Origin of the sequence: Vibrio sp. Y58_MX_L22, assembly GCF_024181865.1 — a bacterium.
GTDB lineage: Bacteria > Pseudomonadota > Gammaproteobacteria > Enterobacterales > Vibrionaceae > Vibrio > Vibrio alginolyticus.
This window is the reverse complement of record NZ_JAMZAN010000011.1, coordinates 48,466-73,533: the sequence shown is the minus strand read 5'-3', so window position 1 is coordinate 73,533 and position 25,068 is coordinate 48,466. Positions and strand designations below refer to the sequence as shown.

The 25,068-nt window shown below is 45.9% G+C and carries 24 protein-coding genes and 7 tRNA genes; 16 read left to right on the top strand and 15 right to left on the bottom strand.

The window, feature by feature from the left end; all coding sequences use genetic code 11:
• Positions 1-36 precede the first annotated feature (36 nt).
• On the top strand, positions 37-600 hold the full coding sequence (locus NL626_RS20000; RefSeq protein ID WP_005381507.1) for a hypothetical protein: 564 nt from the start codon (positions 37-39) through the stop codon (positions 598-600).
• A gap of 100 nt (positions 601-700) precedes the next feature.
• On the opposite strand, the gene NL626_RS19995 is transcribed toward NL626_RS20000, so the two are convergent.
• Positions 701-1,198 carry an MgtC/SapB family protein gene (locus NL626_RS19995; RefSeq protein ID WP_005381504.1) on the bottom strand — a complete coding sequence of 166 codons (498 nt, stop codon included), beginning with the start codon at positions 1,196-1,198 and terminating at the stop codon, positions 701-703.
• Positions 1,199-1,293: 95 nt separating this feature from the next.
• Complete coding sequence (gene epmB / locus NL626_RS19990) at positions 1,294-2,316, bottom strand: EF-P beta-lysylation protein EpmB (RefSeq protein ID WP_213968947.1); 1,023 nt, start codon at positions 2,314-2,316, stop codon at positions 1,294-1,296.
• A 32-nt stretch (positions 2,317-2,348) separates the two neighbouring features.
• Here epmB and efp point away from each other — a divergent pair, with 32 nt between their 5' ends.
• The gene (gene efp, locus NL626_RS19985; RefSeq protein WP_005381500.1) at positions 2,349-2,915 is read left to right on the top strand and encodes an elongation factor P; all 567 of its coding nucleotides are present in this window, start codon (positions 2,349-2,351) and stop codon (positions 2,913-2,915) included.
• A 266-nt stretch (positions 2,916-3,181) separates the two neighbouring features.
• On the top strand, positions 3,182-4,585 hold the full coding sequence (locus NL626_RS19980) for an SPFH domain-containing protein (protein WP_005386397.1): 1,404 nt from the start codon (positions 3,182-3,184) through the stop codon (positions 4,583-4,585).
• Positions 4,586-4,687: 102 nt separating this feature from the next.
• Here the strand turns inward: NL626_RS19980 and frdD are convergent, their stop codons facing one another.
• Genes frdD through frdA form a run of 4 tightly spaced genes read right to left on the bottom strand, consistent with a single transcriptional unit; the run spans position 4,688 to position 8,020 of the window.
• Positions 4,688-5,065 carry a fumarate reductase subunit FrdD gene (frdD, locus tag NL626_RS19975; protein ID WP_005381493.1) on the bottom strand — a complete coding sequence of 126 codons (378 nt, stop codon included), beginning with the start codon at positions 5,063-5,065 and terminating at the stop codon, positions 4,688-4,690.
• An 11-nt stretch (positions 5,066-5,076) separates the two neighbouring features.
• The gene (frdC, locus tag NL626_RS19970; RefSeq protein ID WP_005381491.1) at positions 5,077-5,460 is read right to left on the bottom strand and encodes a fumarate reductase subunit FrdC; all 384 of its coding nucleotides are present in this window, start codon (positions 5,458-5,460) and stop codon (positions 5,077-5,079) included.
• Between the two features lie 2 nt (positions 5,461-5,462).
• A complete protein-coding gene (locus tag NL626_RS19965) occupies positions 5,463-6,221 on the bottom strand; it encodes a succinate dehydrogenase/fumarate reductase iron-sulfur subunit (protein ID WP_005381489.1) in 759 nt (252 codons plus the stop codon).
• Positions 6,221-8,020, bottom strand: coding sequence for a fumarate reductase (quinol) flavoprotein subunit (frdA, locus tag NL626_RS19960; RefSeq protein ID WP_005381487.1), 1,800 nt, complete (start codon positions 8,018-8,020; stop codon positions 6,221-6,223). The genes NL626_RS19965 and frdA overlap by 1 nt, the downstream gene beginning before the upstream one ends.
• A 435-nt stretch (positions 8,021-8,455) precedes the next feature.
• Between frdA and epmA the strand changes: the two genes are divergently transcribed.
• From epmA to NL626_RS19940, 4 genes are all read left to right on the top strand, one after another.
• Positions 8,456-9,427: an elongation factor P--(R)-beta-lysine ligase gene (epmA, locus tag NL626_RS19955; protein WP_005381485.1), complete on the top strand. Its 972-nt coding sequence runs from the start codon at positions 8,456-8,458 to the stop codon at positions 9,425-9,427.
• 9 nt (positions 9,428-9,436) lie between these two features.
• A complete protein-coding gene (locus NL626_RS19950) occupies positions 9,437-9,811 on the top strand; it encodes a VanZ family protein (protein ID WP_213968946.1) in 375 nt (124 codons plus the stop codon).
• A gap of 21 nt (positions 9,812-9,832) precedes the next feature.
• Positions 9,833-10,468, top strand: a complete 636-nt coding sequence (locus NL626_RS19945; protein ID WP_005381480.1) for a TetR/AcrR family transcriptional regulator — start codon at positions 9,833-9,835, stop codon at positions 10,466-10,468.
• 144 nt (positions 10,469-10,612) lie between these two features.
• Positions 10,613-11,569, top strand: coding sequence for an acetyltransferase (locus NL626_RS19940; RefSeq protein WP_054575298.1), 957 nt, complete (start codon positions 10,613-10,615; stop codon positions 11,567-11,569).
• Positions 11,570-11,642: 73 nt separating this feature from the next.
• Here NL626_RS19940 and NL626_RS19935 read toward each other — a convergent pair whose 3' ends face one another.
• From NL626_RS19935 to NL626_RS19915, 5 genes are all read right to left on the bottom strand, one after another.
• Complete coding sequence (locus tag NL626_RS19935) at positions 11,643-12,788, bottom strand: murein hydrolase activator EnvC (RefSeq protein ID WP_005381476.1); 1,146 nt, start codon at positions 12,786-12,788, stop codon at positions 11,643-11,645.
• Between the two features lie 27 nt (positions 12,789-12,815).
• Positions 12,816-13,637 carry a serine O-acetyltransferase gene (gene cysE, locus NL626_RS19930; protein WP_005381475.1) on the bottom strand — a complete coding sequence of 274 codons (822 nt, stop codon included), beginning with the start codon at positions 13,635-13,637 and terminating at the stop codon, positions 12,816-12,818.
• Between the two features lie 78 nt (positions 13,638-13,715).
• A complete protein-coding gene (gene gpsA / locus NL626_RS19925) occupies positions 13,716-14,753 on the bottom strand; it encodes an NAD(P)H-dependent glycerol-3-phosphate dehydrogenase (protein WP_005381474.1) in 1,038 nt (345 codons plus the stop codon).
• A 195-nt stretch (positions 14,754-14,948) separates the two neighbouring features.
• Complete coding sequence (gene secB, locus NL626_RS19920; RefSeq protein ID WP_005386410.1) at positions 14,949-15,413, bottom strand: protein-export chaperone SecB; 465 nt, start codon at positions 15,411-15,413, stop codon at positions 14,949-14,951.
• A gap of 225 nt (positions 15,414-15,638) precedes the next feature.
• On the bottom strand, positions 15,639-16,073 hold the full coding sequence (locus NL626_RS19915; RefSeq protein WP_005386415.1) for a rhodanese-like domain-containing protein: 435 nt from the start codon (positions 16,071-16,073) through the stop codon (positions 15,639-15,641).
• A 547-nt stretch (positions 16,074-16,620) separates the two neighbouring features.
• On the opposite strand from NL626_RS19915, the gene gpmM reads away from it, so the two are divergent.
• Positions 16,621-18,153 carry a 2,3-bisphosphoglycerate-independent phosphoglycerate mutase gene (gene gpmM, locus NL626_RS19910; RefSeq protein ID WP_033907178.1) on the top strand — a complete coding sequence of 511 codons (1,533 nt, stop codon included), beginning with the start codon at positions 16,621-16,623 and terminating at the stop codon, positions 18,151-18,153.
• A gap of 82 nt (positions 18,154-18,235) precedes the next feature.
• Here the strand turns inward: gpmM and NL626_RS19905 are convergent, their stop codons facing one another.
• The 4 genes from NL626_RS19905 to rsgA form a co-directional block, all read right to left on the bottom strand.
• Positions 18,236-19,123: a DMT family transporter gene (locus NL626_RS19905; protein ID WP_253657670.1), complete on the bottom strand. Its 888-nt coding sequence runs from the start codon at positions 19,121-19,123 to the stop codon at positions 18,236-18,238.
• A 132-nt stretch (positions 19,124-19,255) separates the two neighbouring features.
• Positions 19,256-20,671 (bottom strand): DASS family sodium-coupled anion symporter, encoded by a 1,416-nt coding sequence (locus NL626_RS19900; protein WP_253657669.1) that lies wholly within the window; start codon positions 20,669-20,671, stop codon positions 19,256-19,258.
• 166 nt (positions 20,672-20,837) lie between these two features.
• Entirely contained in the window at positions 20,838-21,695 is an 858-nt protein-coding gene (asd, locus tag NL626_RS19895; protein WP_005381465.1) for an archaetidylserine decarboxylase, read from the bottom strand.
• A 116-nt stretch (positions 21,696-21,811) separates the two neighbouring features.
• Complete coding sequence (rsgA, locus tag NL626_RS19890; protein ID WP_025768798.1) at positions 21,812-22,876, bottom strand: small ribosomal subunit biogenesis GTPase RsgA; 1,065 nt, start codon at positions 22,874-22,876, stop codon at positions 21,812-21,814.
• A 129-nt stretch (positions 22,877-23,005) separates the two neighbouring features.
• On the opposite strand from rsgA, the gene orn reads away from it, so the two are divergent.
• From orn to NL626_RS19850, 8 genes are all read left to right on the top strand, one after another.
• On the top strand, positions 23,006-23,551 hold the full coding sequence (gene orn, locus NL626_RS19885) for an oligoribonuclease (RefSeq protein ID WP_017635574.1): 546 nt from the start codon (positions 23,006-23,008) through the stop codon (positions 23,549-23,551).
• A gap of 156 nt (positions 23,552-23,707) precedes the next feature.
• A tRNA-Gly gene (locus NL626_RS19880) sits at positions 23,708-23,783 on the top strand.
• 42 nt (positions 23,784-23,825) lie between these two features.
• Positions 23,826-23,902: transfer RNA gene (locus NL626_RS19875), tRNA-Met, on the top strand.
• A gap of 2 nt (positions 23,903-23,904) precedes the next feature.
• Positions 23,905-23,980, top strand: a tRNA-Gly gene (locus NL626_RS19870).
• 42 nt (positions 23,981-24,022) lie between these two features.
• A tRNA-Met gene (locus NL626_RS19865) sits at positions 24,023-24,099 on the top strand.
• Positions 24,100-24,129: 30 nt separating this feature from the next.
• Positions 24,130-24,205: transfer RNA gene (locus NL626_RS19860), tRNA-Gly, on the top strand.
• Positions 24,206-24,241: 36 nt separating this feature from the next.
• Positions 24,242-24,317 (top strand) — tRNA-Gly (locus NL626_RS19855).
• A gap of 58 nt (positions 24,318-24,375) precedes the next feature.
• A tRNA-Met gene (locus tag NL626_RS19850) sits at positions 24,376-24,452 on the top strand.
• Positions 24,453-25,068: the final 616 nt, after the last annotated feature.

Sequence of the window (25,068 nt, the reverse complement as noted above, 5' to 3'; positions counted from 1 at the left end):
TGTTGTAAATTGTTGCTTCCCATCATGGAGATGAAAATGAAAAAGCTTATGACGTCATTGGCGGTTGCAGCCGCTATCGCATCACCTGTTGCTTTTGCCGACAGTACACCTGTGATGTTCTCTACTATCGATAACACAAACGCACCCTCTAATTCTTCAGTAGGTGGCGTTCGTTTAGCTGTGTTGCATGGGCAGGTAAATGAGGTTAAAGGTGTCGACTTTTCACTGCTTGGTATGTCAGAAACGGATCGTACGACAGGTGTGAACTTCGGTCTGTTTTTTGGTGCAGCAAAAGTAAATCAAGAAATGAAAGGCGCGTCTTTAGGCTTAGTTAACTGGAACCAAGGTCAGACGACGGGTGTTAACTTGGGTGCTGTTAACATTACGAACAACGTAAAAGGCTTGAACTGGAGCGCGGTGAACTATTCTGAAGGCTACACCATGGCGGATGTGGGCTTAGCGAGTATCTCTAAGAAGTCTAATTTCCAGTTTGGTTTCTTCAACATGACCGATCAAATCGATGGCGTGCAAATTGGTCTTTTGAACTGTGCGGATAACGGTTTCTTCAAGTGTTTCCCACTCATCAACTTTGCTAAGTAATCCCTGAGAAAGTCAGAATCTTTATATACAGAAAGCCCTCGATGTTCGTCGAGGGCTTTTTAATTACAGATGGGATGAAGCGAGTTTCTCGGAGCGTTAACTATTTAATTAATCGTGATGAAGTTTTGCGTTGTTGAATTCTTTGATGAACACCGCGGCGTAATGCTTTGATGTGGTTTTCTGCTTTATCCACACCTAACAACACGGTTAATGTCAGGAGAGTAATAACCACCGACTGCGTTAAATAACCCAAACCTATCATCAAACCTAAACCTGCTAGCACCCATATTACAGCCGCGGATGTTACGCCATGGATTTTTCCATCAAGTGTCATCATAACGCCAGCGCCTAAGAAGCCGACGCCAGTAATGATCTGACCAAGCACTCGTGCTTGATCAAGTGTATTTGGCGATAACGACACGGCCATCGACATAAACAGGTAGGTGCCTGAAATAATTAGTATTGCTGTGCGAATGCCAACCGGTTTACCACGAGTTTGGCGCTCTATACCGATCATGAGCCCATTAATGGCGCAGCATAGTAGGGCAGGCCAACTGAATGGGCCAAGATCGAAAATTTGTTCGAATGCAGTATGCATCTTGACCTCCAAAAGTGCGGAGTATGCATAGACTTACCGTGCAAAGCGAACAAAAATAATCAATCTAGACGACAAATTTAATTGAGCGTTGGAGCTTATTCTAAATGCAAATCCAACGGCGTTTTACTTGGCCTGCCACCAATTTCTCGTGTGAGTTTTGGCACCAGATAACCCGATACACGCGTGATGAGTCCGCGCATAATAGCTCTCGCTTCTTCGTCCGAAATAAAGTAGTGCGCTGCGCCTTGCACCTTATCAAGAACGTGGAGGTAATAAGGCAAGATACCCGCGTCAAATAAGGCCTCACTTAATGCCACTTGAGCTTCTACCGAATCATTCACGCCTTTCAGCAGAACGCCTTGGTTTAGAAGCGTAACGCCCGCTCTTTTGAGCTTGAACATCTGTTCAGCAAATTCGTCATTGATTTCGTTAGCATGGTTGATGTGAGTGACGAGGATGATTTGTAACCTTGATGCTTGCAGCAGTTGGCATAGTTCATCAGTGACTCGAGCAGGAATCACCACAGGTAAACGGCTATGAATACGCAGACGTTTGATGTGAGGAATATGAGCAATGTGCTCTAAAAGCCAATGAATCTCATCGTCTTTTGCCATTAATGGATCACCACCTGAGAAGATGATTTCGTTCAACTCTGGTTGTTGTGCCATGTACTCTAAGCACTTGGTCCAGGCTTGTTTCCCGCTTTTGTTCTCTTGATAAGGGAAGTGACGACGAAAACAGTAACGGCAATTTACCGCGCAGCCACCTTTGACAATCATCAGGGCGCGGTTGCGATACTTGTGTAGCAGGCCAGGGACTTCATTGTCCTGCTCTTCCAATGGATCATTGGAGTAACCCGGATGCGCCTCAAATTCGTCGCTCAGTGGTAAAACCTGACGTAAAAGAGGGTCTTTAGGGTTGCCTTTCTCCATCCTATCGACAAAACTTTGCGGTACACGCTGTGCAAACAGCTTGCGCGCGGCAAACCCGTCTTGCCACGGTGAAGGATCAATTTCCAGTATTTCGAGCAATTTTGCAGGATCAGAGATCCCATTCGCCAACTGTTTGAGCCAGTTTTGCTCAACAGATTCGACTTTTCGGGTTATTATGTGCGGCATTGAATTTAGCTCTAAGAATGTAAGAGGAAAAAATGGCTACAGTTAGCACCAATGAATTTAAAGGCGGTCTTAAGTTAATGCTTGATAACGAGCCTTGTGTAATTCTGGAAAACGAATACGTTAAACCAGGTAAAGGCCAAGCGTTCAACCGTGTTAAAATTCGTAAACTTCTTTCTGGTAAAGTGCTAGAGAAAACATTCAAGTCTGGTGACACTTGTGAAGTGGCAGACGTAATGGATATCGACCTAGATTATCTATATTCAGACGGCGAATTCTACCACTTTATGAACAGTGAAACGTTTGAACAGATCGCAGCGGATGCAAAAGCGGTAGGTGAAAACGCTAAGTGGTTGGTAGAAAACAACACTTGTATGATCACACTTTGGAACGGTAACCCAATTACTGTTACTCCACCAAACTTCGTTGAGCTAGAAGTTGTAGACACAGACCCAGGCCTGAAAGGTGATACTCAAGGTACTGGCGGTAAACCAGCGACGCTATCAACTGGCGCTGTTGTTCGCGTTCCTCTGTTCATCTCAATTGGTGAAGTGATTCGCGTAGATACTCGTACTGCTGAATACGTAGGTCGTGTGAAGTAAGCACTTTATATGATTGTTAGAAAGGTCGCTTCGGCGGCCTTTTTTATTGCCTGTGACTCTTCTCTTTTAATCCCTCTGCGTAAAACATCGATATCCTCCGCAAATTTTTGATGATTTTGTATTATTCGTAAAAATCTTATTTATTCCATGAATCTGTCGATTATTCCTTAATGTAACATTTTGATACATTAGTACTTGTCGCTGAGTTGCATAGCAATCTGATTTTTATCGATTTAACTCAGTAACAATCCAAAAAGGAGAACAAAATGGAAAGCAGAGGTTTAGGAAGGGGTTTAAAGGTGGAAGAAAGACGTCAGTTACTACATAAAGGATTAAAAGCAGCCGTATTTGGCGTACCGCTGTTGGCAATAGGCTTAACGATTAATAGCTCGGTGCTGATGACCGATGCGGGTTACAGCTACGTGCATCAGAATAATATTACTGGTGAGTTGGATGTGTTTACTGAACCTGGCATTCATTTTCGCATGCCATTTCTGTCCAAAATCACCAAGTATGACCAAGTGATCACCGTGTCATTCGGTAACAGCAAGGGCGAAGATTTTTATCAACGCCTTGATGCGATTCAGGTTCGATTTGCCGACACCTATATTGGTCAGATCCCCGTAACATTCCGCTTTAAGCTCAGTAATGACCCTGAAGCGGTGAAGAAGATGCACAAAGAGTTCCGCAACAACAGTAACTTGATCGATGCGCTGCTTGTAAAGAACGCACGTAACGTAACGGTGATTACCGCAACCCAATACACGGGTGAAGAGTTTTTCCAAGGTGGTTTGAACCAATTCAAATCGAAACTTGGCGATCAGTTACGAGAGGGGATTTATCTAACAGAGCGACGTCAGGTTGAAGTGGAAGAGTTGGATCTTGCGCCTGTTGGGGCGAATCAAGCCAATCCGAACCAATTACAGCGCACCAATCAACTGGTTTGGAAAACCGTACCTGTCGTAGACAAAACCGGGCAACCGATTCGTCAAGACAATCCGTTACAACAATACGGTATTCAAGTGACGCAGGTGACCATTGGTGACCCACAGCCCGAAAAGCAATTAGATCAGCTATTGGCAGATAAAAAGCGTTTAGTGGCGGATCGTATTCGCGCGATTCAGGAACAAGAAACGTCGAAAGCACAGGCAGAGACCGAGCAGTTACGCAAAGAGATTCAACGAACACGTGAGGTGCAAGACGCCCAGCGTGGTAAAGAACTCGCAATTATTGCTCAGCAAAAAGAAGTGGAAGTTGCACGTCAGATTGCAGAGCGTGAAATCGTTGAAGTGGAAAAAACCAAACGACTTGCTGAAGTAGAGAAGGAGAAAGAGCTAGCTATCGCAGAGGCTAACTTAGCGATTCAAAAAGCGAACGCACTTTCTGCTGAGTTTGAAGCGAAAGCGATATTAGCGAAAGGTCGCGCAGAATCTGAAGTCCTAAAAGGTAAGTATGCAGCGTTAGGAGCAAACCGTGAAGTTTACTTGGCAGAATTGAATCGAGACGTAGCGAACTCGCTGTACAACAATTTGCAAAACTTCCAAGTTCAGATGCCACAAAACTACATTGGTGGAAGTGACGAAACGGGCTTGAAAACAAACCTAGATGTGATTACTGGCTTTGGTGCTCTGGGTCTTATGGACCAGACAAAGAAGGTCGCACAGCAATAAGATTATGGGTGGTCAAAAGCTTAAAAAGCAAAAAGATCATAGGTAACCCAAAGCAATAAAAAAGCTGGCATTTAGCCAGCTTTTTCTTTTTTGGTCAGTCTCTTAAATCATGAAGATAAAGATAACTGCTAGTGCAGTGATGAGGCCTGCAAATGCATAGCATGCAATTTTACCAATCACACCAGTGTGGAATTTAAGGTCGTGCATGCCGTGGTGTACACGGTGCATTGCATGCCACATTGGCAATGCTAGCGTGCCAATGATGAATAGCGCACCGATGATGCTGGTTGCGAATGCAGAGACACGCTCGTAGCTCATCGCTTCTGCATCAATCACGCCTAGTGGGACCAAGATGCCCAGCACCAATACCGTGATTGGCGTGATCATCGCGAACCAAGTACCACCTGCGCCAAACAGACCCCACCAGATTGGCTCATCAGAACGTTTTGGTGATGTGTTTACACTATAATTCGGTTTCATTGCTCAGCTCCTTACACCACGATGAGAACGATCAGTGAGATGAACGCAACCGCGGCCCACTGAGTCAATACGATGATCTTCTTGTCCACTGGTTTGCCTTTCAAACGAATTGGCATTACTTGTGGCATCATGCTGAAGAAAGTTTGAGCGTGGAATAGGCTACCGAGTAGTGCAACGATGTTGATTGCGACTACGATTGGGTTCGCCATGAACGCTAACCAACCTTGCCATGCTTCAGGACCTTTCACCAAGCAACCTAAACCGAAAGTTAGGAACAGAGTGAATAGAATTAACGGAAGCACCGTCGCTTCACGTAGCATGTAGAAGCGGTAGAAAGGATGGTTCTTCCACCAAGTGCGTTTTACTTCACGAACGTAAGGTTTACGATTGCTCATCCTTATGCCTCCACTTTCTTTGGTGAACCATCAGGTTTCAACATAGCAATCACGAAGTCCATAGAAGACTCCACTTTGCCTTGGTTTACTGCCGCTGCTGGGTCAACGTTCTTCGGACAAACTTCAGAACAGTAACCAACAAACGTACAACCCCAAGCACCGTTTTCACCGTTGATAAGCTTCATGCGCTCATCTTTACCGTTGTCACGGCTGTCTAGGTTGTAGCGGTGGGCTAGCGTTAGTGCAGCAGGACCGATGAACTCTGGGTTAAGACCAAACTGAGGACATGCGGCATAGCACAGACCACAGTTGATACAGCCAGCAAACTGTTTGTATTTCGCCATCTGTTCTGGCGTTTGCAAGTTCGTACCGTCTTCTGGTTTACGATCGTTACCAATGATGTATGGTTTGATTGCTTCTAGGCGCTCGATGAATGGCGTCATATCAACAATCAAGTCTTTCTCGATTGGGAAGTTCGCTAGAGGCTCGATAGTCACACCGTCTGGGTAGTCACGTAGGAAGCTCTTACAAGCAAGTTTCGGTACGTTGTTCACCATGATGCCGCAAGAACCACAGATCGCCATACGGCAAGACCAACGGTAAGACAGATCTTTGTCTAGGTGGTCTTTGATGTAACCAAGTGCGTCAAGTACAGACATGGTTTCATCGAATGGGACTTCGAATGTTTGCTTGTATGGTTCTGCATCTTTCTCTGGGTCGTAACGCAGGATGTCTACTTTTTGAATGCGATTTGCTGACATTATGCTTGCTCCTCTGCGTTCTTCTCTTCAGCCGCTGCTTTTTCTGCTGCTTCACCGTATAGACGAGCTTTTGGCTGTGACTTAGTGATGGTCACATTGCTGTAATCGATACTTGGTGCTGACTCTGGCTTGTAGAAAGCAAGTGAGTGTTTTAGGAAATTCACGTCATCACGTTCTGTACAACCGTCGTCTAGACGTTGGTGCGCGCCGCGCGACTCTTTACGTAGAATCGCAGAGTGAACCATCGCTTCTGCGACTTCTAGGCCGTAACCCACTTCGATTGCGTATAGAAGGTCTGTGTTGAACACTTTACCTTTGTCTTTGATGCTGATGCGCTTGTAGCGTTCTTTCAACTCAGTGATTTTGTCGATAGTCGCTTGCATCAAATCTTCTTGGCGGTATATACCACAGCCCGCTTCCATGGTGTGGCCCATTTCTGTGCGTATTTCTGCCCAGTTTTCGTCGCCTTCTTGGTTCATCAGTTTCGCGATGCGCTCTTCAACGGCTTTGACTTGCGCGTCAATTGCCGCGTCGTTCCAACCTTTGAATTCTGCTGCGCGTTTCACTGCGTTTTCACCCGCTACGCGGCCAAATACCACGAACTCAGCCAGTGAGTTAGACCCTAAACGGTTTGCACCGTGAAGACCAACAGACGCACATTCACCCACCGCGAATAGGCCTTTAATGCGAGTTTCACATCCGCCGTCCGTTTCAATACCACCCATGGTGTAGTGAACGGTTGGACGAATTGGAATTGGCTCTTTTGCAGGGTCCACGTTTACGTAAGCTTTTGCTAGCTCACAGATGAACGGTAGACGCTCTTGTAGGTACTCTTCACCAAGGTGGCGAAGGTCTAGGTGCACCACGTCACCCAGTGGGTGTTTGATGGTGTTGCCTTTCTGTTGTTCGTGCCAGAAAGCTTGAGAAACTTTGTCACGAGGACCCAGTTCCATGTATTTGTTCTTCGGTTGGCCAACTGGAGTTTCAGGGCCCATGCCGTAATCTTGTAGGTAACGGTAGCCATTCTTGTTAACGATGATACCGCCTTCACCACGACAACCTTCCGTCATCAGGATACCTGTGCCTGGAAGACCGGTTGGGTGGTATTGAACGAATTCCATATCACGTAGAGGAACGCCGTGACGGTAAGCCATTGCCATACCATCGCCCGTTACGATACCGCCGTTGGTGTTACAGTGGTAAACACGGCCCGCGCCACCTGTTGCTAGAACAACAGATTTTGCTTTGATAGTAACAAGCTCGCCTTCAGACATGTGAATAGCAATCAGACCTTGAACTTCGCCTTCATCAACAAGCAGATCCACCACAAAGTACTCATCAAAACGTTTGATGTTGCTGTACTTCATTGATGTCTGGAATAGCGTATGAAGCATGTGGAAGCCAGTTTTGTCTGCAGCGAACCAAGTACGTTCAACCTTCATACCACCAAAGCGGCGTACGTTGACTTCACCGTTCTCTTTACGACTCCATGGGCAACCCCATTGCTCCATTTGGATCATTTCGCGAGTCGCGTTCTCTACAAAGTATTCAACAACATCCTGTTCACATAGCCAGTCACCACCGCCAACAGTGTCGTTGAAGTGGTTGTCTAAGCTATCTTCATCCTTGATAACTGCTGCTGAGCCACCCTCTGCAGCGACCGTGTGGGAGCGCATTGGATAAACTTTAGAAATCAGAGCGACTTCTAAGTCTGGGTTTGCTTCAGCCGCTGCAATAGCAGTACGAAGACCAGCGCCGCCTGCGCCGATGACTGCGATATCTGTGGTGATAATTTGCACAGTTATCCTCCAGTGTGTGATTGCGGAAATCCGCTTGTTATTGTCATTACGAGGCGCTCTTTAAAAAGAACTCCCCAAAAGTAGTAGGGTTAGTGTAGATGAGCCACATGGCAGAAAAATTGATGTAATTGGGTTTTTGCTTCGGTAATGCACTTAAGGGCATAGAATTTATAGGTTATGTGACTGCTATCACGGCATCGAGGTTTTGGCCCTCAAGCATTAACATTAGGGATGTTAAACCTGTGTTGCGTGACATTAACCGCATGGATAATAGGATTTTAACTGAGCGTTTTTTGTTCTGCGGCACGAGTAATGCTTGCCTCAAATTGGCGAGCACATTAGTAAAAAGAAGAAGGGATATTCCTCTCTTCTTGAAGAGTAAAAAGCATGTAGAATGAGACTTTCCTCGCTGAATTAAAGTTTGAGAGACTTGTTATGCAAACCAACTGGCAACCTACTGCTTCCATTGACCAACTTCGTCAACGTGCGACGTTAATCGCGTCGATTCGACAATTCTTCGCTGACCGACAGGTGATGGAAGTCGATACGCCAGCCATGAGTCACGCAACCGTGACTGACATTCATTTGCATACTTTCCAAACCGAGTTTGTTGGCCCAGGCTACGCCGATGGCAGTAAGCTGTTTTTTATGACCAGCCCAGAATTCCATATGAAGCGCCTTTTGGCTGCGGGCAGCGGTTGTATTTATCAAATCAACAAAGCATTTCGTAATGAAGAGAATGGTCGCTACCACAACCCTGAATTCACGATGTTGGAGTGGTATCGCGTTGGCTTTGACCATCATAAATTGATGGATGAAATGGATGACCTGTTGCAGCTGGTATTGAAGTGTGGCGCAGCGCAGCGCATGACGTATCAGCAAGCCTTCATTGATGTGTTGGGTGTGTGTCCACTGGAAGGCTCGATGACTGAGCTGAAAGCGGCGGCAAGCAAGCTGGGTTTGAGTGACATTGCTGAGCCAGAAGAAGATCGCGATACGCTGCTGCAACTACTATTTAGCGTGGGAGTAGAAAACAAAATTGGTCAGGACGTGCCGGCTTTTGTGTACGACTTCCCTGCATCACAGGCGGCGCTTGCGAAAATCAATCCTCAAGATCATCGCGTCGCGGATCGTTTTGAAGTGTACTTTAAGGGGATAGAGCTGGCGAACGGATTTCATGAACTGGATAACCCGAAAGAGCAATTAGCGCGCTTTGAACAAGATAACGCAAAGCGTATCGAAATGGGTTTAAAACCACAGCCGATCGATTATCATCTGATCTCTGCACTGGAAGCAGGGTTGCCAGATTGTGCAGGGGTCGCGTTGGGTATCGATCGTTTGATCATGCTGGCGCTAGGCTGTGACCACATTGATCAAGTGACGGCCTTTCCATTTCCAATTGCATAAGGACGTCCAATGAACCTGACGGCTGCACGTTTCGTCATCTTTAGCTACGCCATATTGATCGCTTTTTTATCTCTGAGTTCAGGTGAACTGCAAGACTGGGGCAATATCGCGTATCTCGACAAAATGCAGCACGCTATGGCGTACAGCGGCTTTGCGTTTTTAGGTTGTTTTTGCGTGTGGCGTTGGCGTCAACGTTGGGCGGTGGCGATTAGTATTTTGCTATTCAGCGCCGTTATTGAGTGGTTGCAAGGGTATGTAGGGCGACAAACTTCTTGGTTAGACCTTGTCGCCAACTCAACTGGCATCTTAACTGGTCTGTTATGTTACTGTATTTGGAGCCTCTATCGACCTAGGTTGGTGAAGTCGCTATACTCGATTCGTTAATGAAGAGGGAACACGATAACAATGAAAACGCGCGACAAAATCGTCTACGCGGCACTGGAGTTGTTCAACCAACATGGTGAGCGCAACATCACCACCAATCACATTGCCGATCACATCGAAATTAGCCCTGGTAATCTGTATTACCACTTCCGCAATAAGCAAGAAATCGTTCGCGAGATCTTTGCGCTTTATTCAGCAGAACTTTTAGAAAGATTTACCCCTATTCAAGGTTCGCAAGAGAGCCTGACTATGCTGAAGAGCTACCTAGACTCTATTTTTACCTTGATGTGGAAATACCGCTTTTTCTACGCAAACTTACCAGAAATTTTGTCACGAGATGAACAGCTACACGAACAGTACATCGATGTGCAAGAGAAGCTGCAAGCGAACCTCATTGCTATTATGCAAGAGTTCGTAACGATGAAGCTGTTGAATGTCGATCAACAACAGTTGAAGTCATTGGTATGTACATTGCACTTGATTGCGTGTAGTTGGTTGGCGTATCAATCCGCGATGGCTTCAAAAACCAACATTACCGAGCAAATGGTGAAGCAAGGGATGTTGCAGATGCTTAATGTCGTTAAGCCATTAGCAACTGAGCAGGGCTTAGAGCAGCTACTGTTATTAGAAGATGCGGTTAGCAATCTACACAGTTAAACGTCAAACTGCTTAATATTTCGAGAGTCACTCTCATTTTCGAGTCGTGGCTCGAGTTGACTTGTCAAATATGCCACGCACAATAGTCCCATACGCTAAAAACCCTTGCAGGGATAAGATTCTCGATAAAGGAACTATCGCCCCATGAATTACGACATTTTTAATGGTGATGCTGATGGCATCATTGCTCTTCTACAATTGCGTTTGGCTGATCCTGTCGATGCCCAGTTAATAACCGGTGTAAAGCGCGACATCAAGCTGGTGGAAAAAGTAGACGTGCAAGCGGGTGATGAGCTGACTGTGTTAGACATTTCGATGGAAAAGAACATGGCAGGTCTAGAGCAAGCTTTGGCTCAAGGCGCGCACGTCTTTTACGCCGATCATCACAAAGCGGGCGACATTCCTCAGCATGGTAATTTGGATGCGCACATCGATCTCGATGCCAACATGTGCACGGCGTTGATTGTCGATAAGTTGCTCGATGGACGTTTTCATGACTGGGCGATTACGGCGGCTTATGGCGATAACATGATTGCTAAAGCCGATGAGTTAGCGAATAACGCGGGCTTGTCGCAGCAACAGAAAGAGCAGCTAAAAGAGCTGGGTACTTTAATTAACTACAACGGCTACGGCTCGAAAGTTGAAGATTTACACTTTCATCCTGCAGAGCTGTACCGAGCTTTGCTGAAGTACACGTCACCATTTGAAGCTATTGAAGATACGGCCTCGCCATACTACCAATTGCAATCGGCTTACCAACAAGACATGGAGGCGGCTCTCGCAGTGCCTGCCATGCATGAGAGCGGTAAGCTGAAGTTGTTTGAGTTACCAAACACGGCGGCATCACGCCGAATCAGTGGTGTTTATGGCAACTGGCTGGCAAACCAAAACCCTGACTCTGCGCATGCGGTACTTACTGAAAATGCAGATGGGACTTATACGGTTTCACTCCGTGCCCCGTTAAACAATAAACAAGGTGCCGTGGCCGTGTGTGGTCAGTTCCCGACAGGTGGGGGGCGAGAGGCGGCGGCAGGAATCAACGCGTTAAGCAAAGATGATGTGAATGCTTTTATTGATGCGGTAGAAACCTACTACGCATAGTATTTTCCAAAATATGAATACAAAAAAGGAGCCGAGTGGCTCCTTTTTTATGACAAGTCAATAAGTCAGATAATTAGCGCTTTAACCAAGATTTCGGATTCTGCGCTTCACTATTACGACGAATTTCGAAGTACAGCGATGGCCTGTCTTGACCGCCCGTATCACCCGCGAGAGCAATCACTTCGCCGGCGGTGACTCGGTCGCCTTCTTTTTTAGTTAAGGCTTGGTTGTAACCATAGAGGGTCATGTCACCTTTGCCGTGGTCGAGCAGTACCACTAAACCGTATCCGCGCAGATACTCCGCAAATACGACAGTACCAGGATAAACGGCTTTCACTTGTTGACCATAGTTGGCAGACAGCACCATGCCCTTCCAGTTTACCTGCCCGGTTTGTCGCGTACCAAAGTTGTGTAACACACTGCCTTTTAGTGGCCAAGGCAACTTACCGCGCTGTTTGCCGAGTCCGTCCATTGGCACCGCATTACGCTTCGCTGCTTTGGCGATCTCTGCTTTTAAACGGGTTTCGTTGCGTTGCAGCTCTGCTAAGTAGCGTTTGTCATTCTTGATACTGCTCTGAATTTTATTCAGGGTTTGCTTACGCTTGGATTGTGTACTCGCTAGCGCTGTACGTTTTTCGGATTGCTGCTTGAGCAGAGTCTCGATTTGCTCTTTTTCTAGCTCGAGTTGGTTTTTGTTGTGCGCTAATTCTTGGGTTATTTTGGTGATCGCATCAATCACTTCAGCACGTGCTTTAGCTAAATGCTGGAAGTATTGGCTCATGCGGTCTTCTTCCACACCTTGATTTAACAAGTGACCATTGGCCTTCGCTCGCTCGGTTACGTAATACGTTTGCAGCAGCTGTTTGAGTTCTTCTTCTTGCTCTTGACGCTGTGCTTCTTGCAAGGCAATTTTCTCTTCTAGGTTTTCTATGTTTTTGTCTGCTTGTGCGAGGTTAGACTTGGTTTGTCGTATTTCACGCTCAAGCTTAGAAATACCAAGCTCTTGATCTTTTAGTGATTTCTGTAACTCATTGAGCTGCTTTTCTTGGGAAGAGAGCGATTTGCGCTGACGGCTTATCTCACTGGATACGCCTTTGAGCTCTTGCTGACTCACAGCAGAGGAGGTAATGGGATAAGTGGCAGATAAAGCACAAGTTAATAAAATAGCCGAGCGTAGAACAGGGTGATTTTGTTTTCGCACTTGAGAGTTACCTACCACGTTGTTGTCAAAAAGGTTTGTTGACGATTAAATACCATCTCCATGGATAAAGCTTTGCGACTTGCCGTTAAAGCCTTGATCCATATCGAGAGAGGGTTTGTCCGTTTTTGGACGTCCGACGATTTTTGCAGGCACGCCAGCCACCGTTGTGTGAGGAGGCACGGCTTGCAATACCACAGAGCAAGATCCGATTTTCGCGCCTTCACCGACTTCGATATTGCCAAGAATCTTTGCACCAGCTCCGATCATCACACCCTCGCGAATTTTCGGGTGACGATCACCGCATTCTTTACCAGTACCACCAAGGGTGACATCTTGCAGTATAGACACGTCGTTTTCGACCACGGCAGTTTCACCAATCACGATGCCTGTTGCATGGTCGAGCATGATGCCACTACCAATGCGCGCTGCAGGGTGGATATCGACCTGACATGCTACCGAAATCTGATTTTGTAGGTAAGTCGCAAGAGCGTGACGACCTTGCTTCCACAGCCAGTTTGCTACTCGGTAGCCTTGCAGTGCGTGATAGCCTTTTAGGTACAGCAATGGCATTGAGTACATTGAAACAGCAGGGTCGCGATTGACCGTGGCACAAATATCACAAGCCGCGCCGTCAGTGATGGTTGGATCTGCCGCAAAGGCTTCTTCAACCACTTCACGCACAGCCATCGCTGGCATGGAAGCGGTGTTCAATTTGTTAGCCAGAATATAACTCAGAGCGGCACACAAACTTTCATGCTTGATAATGGTGGCATGATAGAAGCTCGCCAGCATAGGCTCTTGTTCTGACATTTCACGGGCTTCTGAGACAATTTTGTTCCAGACTTTTTGTTTTTCGCAGTGTTTCATTCTCAATATCCAGAGTGGTTCTTCCGTGACCCGACAACTTCAATTTTTCTCAGATGAGCTGCAAAGGGCGGTAGATTGCTACTTTCCTTCGGCTTTTTTGTCACGAGCAAGTAAATCTTGCGCTGCTAAGCGCGCATCTTTTCCTTGATACAATACTTGATAAATTTGATCAACTATCGGCATCTCAACACCCATACGTTGAGAGAGTAGCCATACTTCTTTTGTATTGCGGTAACCCTCAACCACTTGGCCAATTTCTTCTTGAGCCGTATCAACGTCTTTACCTTGGCCTAATGCCAAGCCAAAGCGTCGGTTACGTGATTGGTTATCGGTACATGTCAGGACAAGATCGCCTAAACCTGCCATGCCCATAAAGGTTTCTGGCTGTGCACCCAGCGCAGCACCAAGGCGACTCATTTCAGCCAAGCCACGAGTAATTAATGCAGTACGGGCGTTGGCGCCAAAACCAATACCATCAGACATACCCGCACCAATCGCAATAACGTTTTTCACAGCGCCGCCCAATTGCATACCAATAAAGTCACTATTGGCATATACGCGGAAGGTTTTGCTACAGTGGATTTTTTCTTGTAGATCCGCAACAAATTCAGAATCTGGAGACGCAACTGAAATTGCAGTCGGCATACCCATTGCGAGCTCTTTCGCAAACGTTGGGCCAGACAATACTGCTAGTGAGTAGTTTTCACCGATAATGTCATAAGCGACGTCTTTCAGCAGGCGCCCCGTTTCAGGTTCAAGCCCTTTGGTTGCCCAACAGATGCGAGAGTCTTCGCGCAAGAATGGTTTACAGCTGTTTAGCACGATGCCAAAGACATGGCTTGGAACCACAACCAACAAATCTCGGCTTGCTTGAACGGCTTTTTCTAAATCCGATTCAATGATCAAGCTTTCAGGGAAATCAACACCTGGTAAGAAGGCATGGTTAGCTCGGTCTGCTTCTAGGCGAGCCATGTGCTCTGGCTCGTGTCCCCAAAGGACAACGTTCGCGCCGTTACGAGCGAGTGAAATTGCCAAAGAGGTGCCGTATGAGCCTGCGCCAATCACAGTCATTGCGATGTCTTTACCGTAAGCATTGTTTGTATTTGCTTGTGTCATGCTACCGCCTAATTGTCTTGCTACTAGTAGAATCTAGTTCCTAATCGTCAAATTTTACGCCTTCTGGCGATTAGGAACTAGGAACTTTTGTCAGAAATAAAAAATGCACATTGCATCGGATGGTAGACGCTCTGTGCATTTTATTTGAGTCGGTGACGTCAGCACTGTGGCTATTCGTCACTTATAAAACGTGAATTACGCTTCAGCTTCGCCTTGTTGAGCTTGCTGTTGTAGGTAGTTCATGAATAGCGCGTCAAAGTTTACTGGCGCTAGGTTCAGTTGAGGGAACGTACCTTTAACGACTAGGCTTGAGATAGTTTCACGAGCGTATGGGAATAGGATGTTCGGGCAGAATGCGCCTAGGCAATGTGCAAGTTGACCAGCTTCCATTTGTTCAGCAGTGAAGATACCACCTTGTTGAACTTCACATAGGAACGCAGTCTCTTCTTCGTTCTTCACAGTAACGGTTAGGCGTAGAACAACTTCGTAAACGCCTTCACCAAGCTCACGGCTTTGAGTGTCTAGGTCTAGTTTAACGTCTGGGTTCCACTCTTTCTGGAAAATTACTGGAGAGTTCGGCGCTTCAAAAGAAACGTCTTTTAGGAAGATGCGTTGAATTGCGAAGTTTTGTTGTGCGTCTTGAGGTGCTGCTTCAGCCATTTTTTAATCCTTAAATCAATATTTGTTGAGCCTAGAAACGTCTAAGCTCAGAAAACTGGTATGTCCTGAGACTAACTGAGCCAATCTACCTTGACTAGATGAAGCGTGTATTACGTGCAAAGCGTCACAACTTAGTGCTCCAACTGCTTTCAATTTGCTCAGTTTTTTGTCCGCGAGGCTTGGTAAAAGCGCGTTTAAACACGAACTTTCGTTCTTGCCACGTTCCTACTTCTTACCGCGAACTAACGGCAGGTTCGCTTCGTTCCACGCAATCAAACCATTTTTTAGTAGGCTCACGTTTTCGAAGCCTGCTTTTACTAGTAGGTTTGCGCTTTCTTGAGCGGTCTGTCCTGTCTTACATACCACAATGATTGGGTCTGATTTGTGGTTTTCAAGGCTACCCAAGTTACCCGCTTTGATGTCTGACGGTAAAATGTGAAGTGAGTCGGTGATATGACCTTTTTTGAACTCGTCTTTGGTACGGATATCCACTACAACGCCGTTTTCACGGTTCATAAGATGAGTCAGTTGGTTTACGTTGATTTCTTTGTATGCGGCTGTCGCTGATTTCACGATGTTCATGATAAAGGCGACAAGAAGACCTACCCAAACCAAAGATAGAATCATGTTCTGTTGGAAAAATTCAATGTACTCTTGCATGTCTTGAGCTCTTACGCTGTTGGCGGAAAAATAAAGCAGGAGTATAGCGAGGTTACGGCTCTTAGGCGAGAGGGTTAAAATTTTCTAACGAATAATTGAGATCTCTATAAACCCGTTATGCCCTTACTATCCGTACATTTCGCTCTGGTAGCTTGATTGCTTTGGCCTATTGGACTTATCGGTTTAAGTGACTTCTGTTTTACTGAGAAAAGAGAATAATAGGTATTAACCCATCTTGTTTGATGTTGCTTTAAATTAGCACTGTTTCAAGTGCAAAAATAAGAATGAGAAGCGTAAGAAAACCGAACTTAGACTGGGGTGTACAAAGCGTATTAGAAATGACTATGCTTGTGGAACACGTTTGTCGGCACTGACTCGTTGTTCGCTTAACTTGTAAGATAGCAACAATAAATCGCAAACATTATTTGATCTTAACCTACAGTTTTGGTTAAAAAGTGTAGTAAAATTACGCTAGTTTTGTTTCAAGGTTAGATAGGGCAGCGAGGCCCTACGCCAAAAGTTACTTAAATTTGATGAGGTCATCACTATGTCAGCTAAGAAGCCACTGGCTCTAGTTATCCTTGACGGTTACGGTTACCGTGAAGACACAGCAAGTAACGCAATTGCGAATGCGAAAACACCAGTAATGGATGCTCTGATTGCGAATAACCCACACACATTAATCTCTGCTTCAGGCATGGATGTTGGCCTTCCTGATGGTCAAATGGGTAACTCTGAAGTTGGTCACACTAACATTGGTGCAGGCCGCGTTGTATACCAAGACCTGACTCGTATCACTAAATCAATTGCGGATGGTGAGTTCGAAGAAACGCCTGCGCTAGTTGAAGCTATCGACTCTGCAGTGAAAGCTGAAAAAGCAGTACACATCATGGGCCTGATGTCTCCAGGCGGTGTTCACTCTCACGAAGACCACATTTACGCTGCAGTTGAAATGGCAGCGGCGCGTGGCGCAGAGAAAATCTACCTACACTGCTTCCTAGACGGCCGTGACACACCACCACGTAGTGCTGAAAACTCACTACAACGTTTCCAAGACCTATTTGCGAAACTAGGTAAAGGCCGCGTTGCTTCTCTAGTAGGTCGTTACTACGCAATGGACCGTGACAACAACTGGGATCGCGTCCAAGTTGCTTACGATCTTCTAACTCAAGCTAAAGCTGAGTTCACAGCAGAAACGGCAGTTGCAGGTCTAGAAGCGGCTTACGCTCGTGAAGAAAACGACGAATTCGTTAAAGCAACAACTATCAAAGCGGAAGGTCAAGAAGACGCAATCATGCAAGATGGTGATGCGGTTATCTTCATGAACTACCGTGCTGACCGTGCACGTCAAATCACTCGTGCATTCGTTCCTGCGTTTGACGGCTTTGAGCGTGCAGTATTCCCAGCAATCAACTTTGTGATGCTGACTCAATACGCGGCTGATATCCCTCTAGCTATCGCATTCCCACCTGCGTCTCTAGAAAACACTTACGGTGAGTGGCTATCTAAACAAGGTCAAACTCAGCTACGTATCTCTGAAACAGAGAAATACGCACACGTGACTTTCTTCTTCAACGGTGGTGTTGAGAACGAATTCGAAGGCGAAGAGCGTCAGTTGGTTGCTTCTCCAAAAGTTGCAACGTACGACATGCAGCCTGAAATGAGCTCTCCAGAACTAACAGAGAAGATGGTTGCGGCTATCAAATCAGGTAAGTTCGATACCATCATCTGTAACTACCCGAACGCAGATATGGTTGGTCACACTGGCGTTTATGAAGCGGCTGAGAAAGCAATCGAAGCTCTAGATGAAAGCGTGGGTAAAGTGGTTGAAGCAATCAAAGAAGTTGGCGGTCAACTATTGATCACTGCGGACCACGGTAACGCAGAAATGATGATCGACCCTGAAACTGGCGGCATCCACACTGCTCACACTAACCTACCAGTGCCTCTAATCTATGTAGGTGACAAAGCGGTTGAATTCAAAGAAGGCGGTAAACTGTCTGACCTTGCACCAACCATGCTTTCTCTAGCTGGTCTGGAAATCCCAGCAGAAATGACGGGTGAAGTACTAGTTAAATAGTTAACTAACGGCTCAGCATGACAAAAGCCCGAGTTTAAACTCGGGCTTTTTTGTATCTGGCAGTAAGGGCTGGTCTGCAAGGTTACTGAACCAATATGCCCGCACCAATCACAGCTAGGGCTGCGCCCAACCATGCAAATCGGTTTGGTCGGCGTTTGGTGTAAATCCAGAGCAGTGGTAGCAACATAATTGGCGTGGTTGAAGATAGAAGGGCAACCATACCTACATTTCCTTCTTGCAGTGCGTATAAGATTAGCGTCATGCCGACGGCCATCGCCAAGAAACCATTAAGCGCAGTAATACCAAATACGCGCCAAGTAATGTGTTGCGTCGAGCGAGCGACTTTGACCCCTAGAACTAACAACATGCTGTGGGCGAAAAAGGCACTGATCATTCGAATAGCAGAAGCCGCAACTGGGTCAATACTGGTTTGCATTACTGGCTTGGCGATGATGCCGCCCAATGCTTGGCACATTGCTGCGGTTAAGCCAAGTCCAATACCCACCCAGATGTTACCTTTAATGTCTTCCAAGACGTTATTCACTTGACCTCTTCGGCCAAAGAATATCGCCATCACCACGCCGCTAAATACCAATGATGCGCCCAGTAGTTCTATTGTGGTCATGACTTCGCTAAATAAGAAGTAGCCCAAGATGGCAGAGAACACGGCGTGGCAAGAGAAGAGTAACCCGGCTTGTCTTGGCCCCATACGATTCAAACACGCGAATAGAGCGGTATCACCAATAAAAATACCAATCAGTCCTGAGGCCATCATTGGCGTTACATGTTCCCAAGAAACCGTTAACCAGTCGCCAGTTATCCAGGCCATTGTTGATAAGATCACGGCCGTGCAGCCCATACGCCAGCGGCTGTAAGAAAATGCACCTAGGTGCTGTGCAGGAATGACCGAAATTAGGCTAGAAACTGCCCACAGAAAAGCGGCGCATAAAGCAAGCCATTCGTAACCCATGATGTGTCGACGTCCTTGTAGAGTAGAGGAGTCTTAATATGCACGAAATTTATGGGATGTAAAAGCCGCTCTGTAAGGGTAGTAGCTGGAGAGCAGCTCCATGACAACTCGCTTTTTCATGGAGCTCTTCGATTAAAACAGTACCAAAACTGCGCCATACACGATAAGTAGACCAATCAAACCGAGAATCAGGCCTACTTTCGCCATGTCTTTGCTCTCGATGAGGCCTGTTGAATAAGCCAAAGAGTTTGGTGGTGTGGAAACCGGTAAGATCATGCCAAGTGATGCGGAGAAGGCGACGACAACCAGTAAACCTTGTAGGCCACCAACCGCAATAAGGCTTGGCATTGATGTACCAATAGCGGCAGCAATAGGCATCAATAAGTTTGCTGTTGCGGTATTAGACATAAAGTTCGCCATTAACCAACACACTACTGATAGGGCTAAAACAACGGCAAATGGTGATAGCAGGCTGTAATCAATGGCGTGCGCTAATGCTTCGGCTAAGCCCGTTTTGTCTAAGGCAATACCAATTGCTATACCACCGGCAACCAGCCATAAAACATCCCAGTTAATCAGCTTGAGCTCTTCTTTTCCCATAATGCCCGTTAACGTGAACACTGTTAGTGGGATAATCGCGACAACGTATGTATTCATGCCATGCACTTTCGTTGTCATCCAAAGCACAATGGTTAGTGCAAAAGTGATGTAGACGACGATCGCACGCCAGCTCCTTTTGAATGTACCATCTAGCTTTAGTTTCATTTCTGGTTCGCTAGACGGAAACAGCTTTTGCAACAAGAACCAAGCTACAGTGAGTTGTACCAACACAAATGGTAGACCCATTGTCATCCACGATAGGAAGTCTATCGCGTTTTCTCCAGTGAGATATTGAAGCGCTATCGCATTAGGTGGCGTGCCTATCGGAGTCGCAATGCCGCCTGTATTCGCTGCAATTGGAATACACAACACCAGTGCTTTAATGCCTAAATCCCCTTTAGGTGCTGAAGCGACGATGGGGCCAAGCAGGGCTAGCATCATCACTGTCGTGGCAGTATTGGACATAAACATTGAAAAAACGGCGGTAATTAACATCAAGCCCAGCATGATGAACTTAGGTTGTGTGCCGAATGGTTTTAATAGAACTCGGGCGAGGTTGTTGTCGAGCTCGTATTTGGAAGCCGCAATCGCGAGAGCAAAACCACCCATAAAAAGAATAATGATCGGTGAAGAGAAGGCCGAGAAAATATCGGTGTAAGCAATTAACTCTCCTAAATCATGCCCCGCTGGTGGATTGCGAAATAGATGCAAACCTTTATCCGATATCATGATCAGTTCAAGAGCGATAATAAGAATGGACGTAGCAAAAACGGGAACCGGCTCGAGAACCCAAAGTAGGGCAGCAAGAAGAAAAATAGCTAACAGGCGATGCTGAATTAAAGTGAGATCGTCAATAGGAATAGCATCGATCGGCATCATCAAAACACCGAGCGGAATTAAAAAGCACACCAGCAATTTCGCCAACGTGTTTACACTCATCTTTGGCATTGGCTGCCCCTCTAAATATTCATTCTAAGCGCAGGATAATTGATTGTGGAATGAGGGTCTTAGAGGCAGGTATGAGTTTGAGAAATAGAGGCTAAATTTCGAACGGAGTTTTGCTTTTTATCAATAAAAAGAGCCCTTAATAAAGGGCTCTTTAACGGTGTTTTACTTATTTTTTCAAGGCGTAAGGTGTGCCCATAACGGTTGGCTTACCGTTTTCCATGCTTGCGTCAAACTCAATCGCGTCTTTGGCAAACAGGTTAATAACAGTAGAACCCAGTTTGAAGCGGCCCATCTCTTCGCCTTTTTTCAAGATCACGGCCTTGTCACCCTCTGCTGGGTAATCCCATTTGTAGACAGTGTTTCCACGAGGCGGAGTGATAGTGCCAGCCCATACTTGCTCAATGCTACCAACAATTGTCGCACCAACAAGCACCTGTGCCATTGGACCAAACTCAGTATCGAAGATACACACCACACGCTCGTTACGAGCAAATAGGTTCGGTACGTTTTCTGCTGTCAGAGGGTTTACTGAGAACAGGTCACCTGGTACGTAAATCATTTGGCGCAGAGTGCCGTCACATGGCATGTGTACACGGTGGTAATCGCGCGGAGATAGATACAATGTGGCAAAAGAACCATCTTTAAATTCGTCCGCTAAATTCGCGTCACCGCCCAGCAATTCTTGTGCTGAGAAGTGATGACCTTTTGCTTGGATAAGTTGACCATCTTCAATAGGGCCAAACTGGCTAACACAAGCGTCGGCTGGATGAGTGATGACGTTTTCGCCTTCAGAAATTGGGCGTGCGCCTTCTTTTAGCTCACGAACGAAAAACTCGTTGAACGTTTTAAAATGCTTAGGATCTGAGTGCTTTGCCTCATCCATATTCACATTGTATTGTTTGATAAACCAACGAATAACTGCTGTTGTTAGACCGCCAGCTTTTGCTGAAGCCAGTTTACCCATTAGGCGAGTGAGGCCGTGTTGTGGGATCCAGTACTGCAGTCCAACTTTAAACTTGTCCATCTTTAATTCCGATACTTCTGTTAGATTCGCGCTTTTGGGCGCGTGATGTTACTGAAATTTAATTTGCTTGTCAGTATTAGGTGAAGACTTTTTACACAGTTACAGCCTTAACTCAATTACAGATCGGCTTTTTTATTACGTGAATACTGACGATTTGCTTTGTTTTCAACCATGCTTTCCAAAATGCGATGATAGTTTTCAAAGCGAGTTTCGTTAATTTCCCCGTTCTCGACAGCTTCGCGTAGAAGGCAGCCTGGGTCATCATTGTGTTTACAATCTCGGAACTTGCAACCGCCTAAATATGGTCGAAATTCAACGAATGCTTTTGTTACTTCTTCTGCTTCCAAATGCCAAAGACCAAATTCACGTACTCCAGGTGAGTCGATCAAATCGCCACCCGTTGGAATGTGGTATAAACGTGCAGCCGTCGTGGTGTGTTGGCCCAAGCCAGAGTTCTCAGAGACTTCGCCTTCTTCCACTTCGCTCTCTAGTTCCGGCATTAACGCGTTGACTAAGCTGGATTTCCCTACGCCTGATTGACCAACAAAGATATTAATTCGGTCACGCAGCAGGGTTTCTAGTTCAGCAATGCCTTCTCCAGACTTCTTGCTGACCAGAAGCACTTTATAGCCAATGCGTTCATATTCTTTGAGCCATTCTTCATACATTGCACGGTCATCGGCTTCTAGAAGGTCGACTTTATTTAAGACCAACAATGGCGCAATATTCAGTGTTTCTGATGCAACGAGATAGCGGTCAATAATATTTAGCGATAGCTCTGGTAATACCGAAGAGACAATGACCATTTGATCAATATTGGCTGCAACGGGTTTTAGGCCATCGTAATAATCTGGACGAGTGAGCACTGAAGAGCGAGGTTCTACCGCTTCAACAACACCAGAGATGCCCGCCATAGACTCCAATCCTTCGCGCCATAAAACACGATCGCCAGATACTAGAGACTCAATACCACGGCGGAGGTTACAGCGTTGAATTTCGCCTGTTTCAAGGTCTTCAATGTCCGCGTGCTGACCAAAACGAGTGATCACGAGACCTTGCTTGCTGGCGCCTAGCATGTTTTCATCCCACTGGATGGACTCTTCTTGCTTCTTCAAACGCTTTTGTTGGTTGCTACGTACGCGTCGCACCTGACCTTTGGTTAACTTTTTCTTCTTTGCCACAATTCTGTACTTTATGTGAATTTACTCAAATGGTTGAGCCGTACTCTTGGCTCCGTGTATGAGTATCGTGTTTCTCGTATTTTGAGGTATAGTACCTCTTTTATCGATAAACAAATAGGCGGCGTAACCATGTCCTTTAGCGATCAAAACCTAATTTGGGTTGATTTAGAGATGACAGGGCTTGATCCTGAAACGCACAAAATCATCGAAATTGCTTCTATTGTCACGGATAGCGAACTAAATATTTTGGCTGAAGGTCCAGTGTTAGCGATTCATCAGCCGGAAGAAGAACTGGCGAAAATGGACGACTGGTGTACTAATACGCATACGGCAAGCGGTTTGGTGGAGCGCGTTCGAAACAGTCAAATCTCAGAACAAGACGCAGTCGCACAAACCATTGAATTTTTAGAAAAATGGGTGCCAAAAGGGGCGTCGCCAATATGTGGTAACAGCATTGGGCAGGATCGTCGCTTTTTATACAAGCATATGCCTGAGTTGGAAGAGTTCTTCCATTACCGATATGTTGACGTTAGTACTCTTAAAGAACTAGCACGTCGCTGGCAACCTGAGGTGCTAAATGGGTTCACAAAACAGGGAACACATTTGGCCTTGGACGACATTCGTGAGTCCATCGCAGAACTTAAGTACTATCGAGGTACTATTTTCAAGATTTAACTGTTAAGGTTGCGATCCAAATTGTTGTAATTTATATCGCTTTTGATTGCTTTTTCGTCGTTCAGTAAAAAAATAAAGTTTTTTTGAAGGAAGGACTTGCATCACAAAAAAATGCTCTTATAATTCGCAGCCCTAAACAGCGGAAACGTTGTTGATGCGACACTAGCTCAGTTGGTAGAGCGCAACCTTGCCAAGGTTGAGGTCACGAGTTCGAACCTCGTGTGTCGCTCCAGTTTCATAGTTCTCACGGTACTTAACGGTGACACAATACGGACGCGGGGTGGAGCAGCTTGGTAGCTCGTCGGGCTCATAACCCGAAGGTCGTCGGTTCAAATCCGGCCCCCGCAACCAATGCGACACTAGCTCAGTTGGTAGAGCGCAACCTTGCCAAGGTTGAGGTCACGAGTTCGAACCTCGTGTGTCGCTCCAGTTTTATAGTTCTCACGGTACTCAACGGTGACACAATACGGACGCGGGGTGGAGCAGCTTGGTAGCTCGTCGGGCTCATAACCCGAAGGTCGTCGGTTCAAATCCGGCCCCCGCAACCAAATTCCATTAATAGCGACTGCTGTTAATATGCGACACTAGCTCAGTTGGTAGAGCGCAACCTTGCCAAGGTTGAGGTCACGAGTTCGAACCTCGTGTGTCGCTCCAATATATAGCCCTCATCGTGCTCAACGGTGACAAAATGCGACACTAGCTCAGTTGGTAGAGCGCAACCTTGCCAAGGTTGAGGTCACGAGTTCGAACCTCGTGTGTCGCTCCAGTTTCTTTTTATAAATGAAAGCAAAGCCTTCATCATCAACGAAGATGAAGCACTCGGACGCGGGGTGGAGCAGCTTGGTAGCTCGTCGGGCTCATAACCCGAAGGTCGTCGGTTCAAATCCGGCCCCCGCAACCAAATACAAGACGATAGATTGAGTACTTATTTAGTATACAATTGTTAAGTCGTCTACGGATGCGCCGCTTGATTCAACGCCTGCTTCTCGCAACCAATCACATCGCTCTTTTCATAATGCTGCGAAGCATGAATCCCCAAAAGCTAAACTTTTATCCGCATCATATGATGTCGGACGATTTCGTTTGTGTTTAAAACACGATATGAATCGGCTGACGTACAAGTATGATGAGGCTTCGCGTGTTTTATCTACTTTAATTAACAGAGTTATCCACATACGTCGTTCTGTGGATAAGTTGGTTGATAAAGTGTTTTTAGCTTGACTTTTTATGATGGGGAAGAAAGATCTTTTCTCTAAAATGAAGTTGAAACAACAAAGAAATACCAATTAAATCTTTGTTATACAAAGAAAAAATAAGTTTTTTGTCGGATCGAGTACGTTAAAATACGATCATTAACTGGTATTTTTTTGATCCTAGTCATTTCTCCGAGCTGTGTTTAACTTTTTTCTGCTAGCTTGTTTTTCTTGAATCTCAAATTTTTTTCCACATTACAAAATTGAGAACAAGGTCATGAATTGAACATGCAAAAGTACTTTCAATCTCTTGCATATAGACTA

Coding starts and splice junctions, on each gene's coding strand:
- NL626_RS20000 (WP_005381507.1), top strand. CDS start 37: ATGAAAAAGCTTATGACGTCATTGGCGGTTGCAGCCGCTATCGCATCA.
- NL626_RS19995 (WP_005381504.1), bottom strand. CDS start 1,198: ATGCATACTGCATTCGAACAAATTTTCGATCTTGGCCCATTCAGTTGG.
- epmB (WP_213968947.1), bottom strand. CDS start 2,316: ATGCCGCACATAATAACCCGAAAAGTCGAATCTGTTGAGCAAAACTGG.
- efp (WP_005381500.1), top strand. CDS start 2,349: ATGGCTACAGTTAGCACCAATGAATTTAAAGGCGGTCTTAAGTTAATG.
- NL626_RS19980 (WP_005386397.1), top strand. CDS start 3,182: ATGGAAAGCAGAGGTTTAGGAAGGGGTTTAAAGGTGGAAGAAAGACGT.
- frdD (WP_005381493.1), bottom strand. CDS start 5,065: ATGAAACCGAATTATAGTGTAAACACATCACCAAAACGTTCTGATGAG.
- frdC (WP_005381491.1), bottom strand. CDS start 5,460: ATGAGCAATCGTAAACCTTACGTTCGTGAAGTAAAACGCACTTGGTGG.
- NL626_RS19965 (WP_005381489.1), bottom strand. CDS start 6,221: ATGTCAGCAAATCGCATTCAAAAAGTAGACATCCTGCGTTACGACCCA.
- epmA (WP_005381485.1), top strand. CDS start 8,456: ATGCAAACCAACTGGCAACCTACTGCTTCCATTGACCAACTTCGTCAA.
- NL626_RS19950 (WP_213968946.1), top strand. CDS start 9,437: ATGAACCTGACGGCTGCACGTTTCGTCATCTTTAGCTACGCCATATTG.
- NL626_RS19945 (WP_005381480.1), top strand. CDS start 9,833: ATGAAAACGCGCGACAAAATCGTCTACGCGGCACTGGAGTTGTTCAAC.
- NL626_RS19940 (WP_054575298.1), top strand. CDS start 10,613: ATGAATTACGACATTTTTAATGGTGATGCTGATGGCATCATTGCTCTT.
- cysE (WP_005381475.1), bottom strand. CDS start 13,637: ATGAAACACTGCGAAAAACAAAAAGTCTGGAACAAAATTGTCTCAGAA.
- gpsA (WP_005381474.1), bottom strand. CDS start 14,753: ATGACACAAGCAAATACAAACAATGCTTACGGTAAAGACATCGCAATG.
- secB (WP_005386410.1), bottom strand. CDS start 15,413: ATGGCTGAAGCAGCACCTCAAGACGCACAACAAAACTTCGCAATTCAA.
- NL626_RS19915 (WP_005386415.1), bottom strand. CDS start 16,073: ATGCAAGAGTACATTGAATTTTTCCAACAGAACATGATTCTATCTTTG.
- gpmM (WP_033907178.1), top strand. CDS start 16,621: ATGTCAGCTAAGAAGCCACTGGCTCTAGTTATCCTTGACGGTTACGGT.
- NL626_RS19905 (WP_253657670.1), bottom strand. CDS start 19,123: ATGGGTTACGAATGGCTTGCTTTATGCGCCGCTTTTCTGTGGGCAGTT.
- NL626_RS19900 (WP_253657669.1), bottom strand. CDS start 20,671: ATGCCAAAGATGAGTGTAAACACGTTGGCGAAATTGCTGGTGTGCTTT.
- asd (WP_005381465.1), bottom strand. CDS start 21,695: ATGGACAAGTTTAAAGTTGGACTGCAGTACTGGATCCCACAACACGGC.
- orn (WP_017635574.1), top strand. CDS start 23,006: ATGTCCTTTAGCGATCAAAACCTAATTTGGGTTGATTTAGAGATGACA.